This is a genomic window from Mycobacterium sp. 1245852.3 (assembly GCF_001669335.1).
Lineage (GTDB): Bacteria > Actinomycetota > Actinomycetes > Mycobacteriales > Mycobacteriaceae > Mycobacterium > Mycobacterium europaeum_A.
The window spans coordinates 1-1256 of record NZ_LZLL01000632.1; the positions used below are offsets into that span (position 1 = coordinate 1).

2 protein-coding genes are annotated in these 1256 nt (G+C 66.9%); both read left to right on the forward strand.

The window, feature by feature from the left end; translation table 11 throughout:
* A partial coding sequence (locus A9W96_RS29560; RefSeq protein WP_067144694.1) for a 4-hydroxyphenylacetate 3-hydroxylase C-terminal domain-containing protein occupies window positions 1–943 on the forward strand: 943 nt, incomplete at its 5' end.
* A 77-nt stretch (window positions 944–1020) separates the two neighbouring features.
* Window positions 1021–1256, forward strand: a 236-nt coding sequence (locus A9W96_RS29565; protein WP_156765473.1) for an LLM class flavin-dependent oxidoreductase, incomplete at its 3' end; no start/stop codon positions are given.

Consider the following 1256-nt stretch of genomic DNA (forward strand, 5'->3'; position numbering starts at 1 on the left):
CGCCGACCAGTACGTGCGCGTGGTGGCGCGCCGCGACGACGGCGTGGTGATCCGCGGCGCGAAACTTCACATCAGCGCGGCACCGTTCGCCCATCACCTGATGGTGATGCCGACCAAGTCGATGAAGCCAGGGGAGGAGGACTACGCGATCGCGTGCGCGGTACCGGTCAACGCCCCGGGGGTGCACGTCATCAGCCGCACCGTGCAAGCCCGCGGCGGGGACGAGCGCGACTACCCGGTGAGCGCGCGGCGCAGCATGCCGGACGGGTTCGTGATCTTCGACGACGTGTTCGTCCCGACCGAGCACGTGTTCCTCGATGGCGTTGCCGCACAGGCCGGCATCTTCGCGCACTCGCTGGGCCTGTGGGAGCGCCTCGGCGGCACCGCGGTGATGGTGGAACAGGCCGACGAGATGGTGGGCCTGGCGCAGTTGATGGCCGAAGCCAATGGGACCGCACGGGTGTCACACATCCGGGAGAAGATCGACGAGATGATGATCCATGCCACCAACTTGCGGGCCGGCATGGAGGCCGCGATCAGCAACGCCCACACCACGCCCGAGGGCTACTACTATCCCGACGACCTGTACACGAACGCGACCAAATACCTAGGCGCGGCGAACTTCAATTTGATGGTCCGGCATCTGCACGACATCGCCGGCGGCGGGGTGATCACCACACCGTCGATGGCGGACCTGGACAACCCGGACATCGGCCCCCAGTTGCGCAAATACCTGACCGGAGCGGCCGACGTGTCCGGCGACGCCCGCGCCAAGCTGTTCCACGCCATCCGCGACACCACCGCCGATTCGTACGGCGGCTGGCACCTGGTGACCAACGTGCAATCCGGCGGCGGACTGTTCGCACAGCGGCTCGTGACGCGCAAGCACTACGACATGGAACGCGCCAAGCGCCTGGCGCGGCACGCCGCCGCCCTGGACTGAGCGCCCATCCCGCCGTGCCGTTGATCGTCGCGACGGCGGCGCTTGCATGAACGTGAACGTAGACGTAGATTTAGGCCATGCGCTTTGGTGTCTTCATCGCGCCGTACCACATGGTCGGCGACAATCCGACGCTCGCATTCGAGCGCGACCTGCAGTTGGTCGAAGCAGTCGAGGAACTCGGCTACGAGGAGGCGTGGTTCGGCGAACACCACTCGGGCGGAACAGAAATCATCGGCGCGCCTGACCTGATGATTGCGACGGCCGCGGCCCGCACCAAGCGCATCCGGCTGGGCACCGGGGTGGCCTCGTTGCC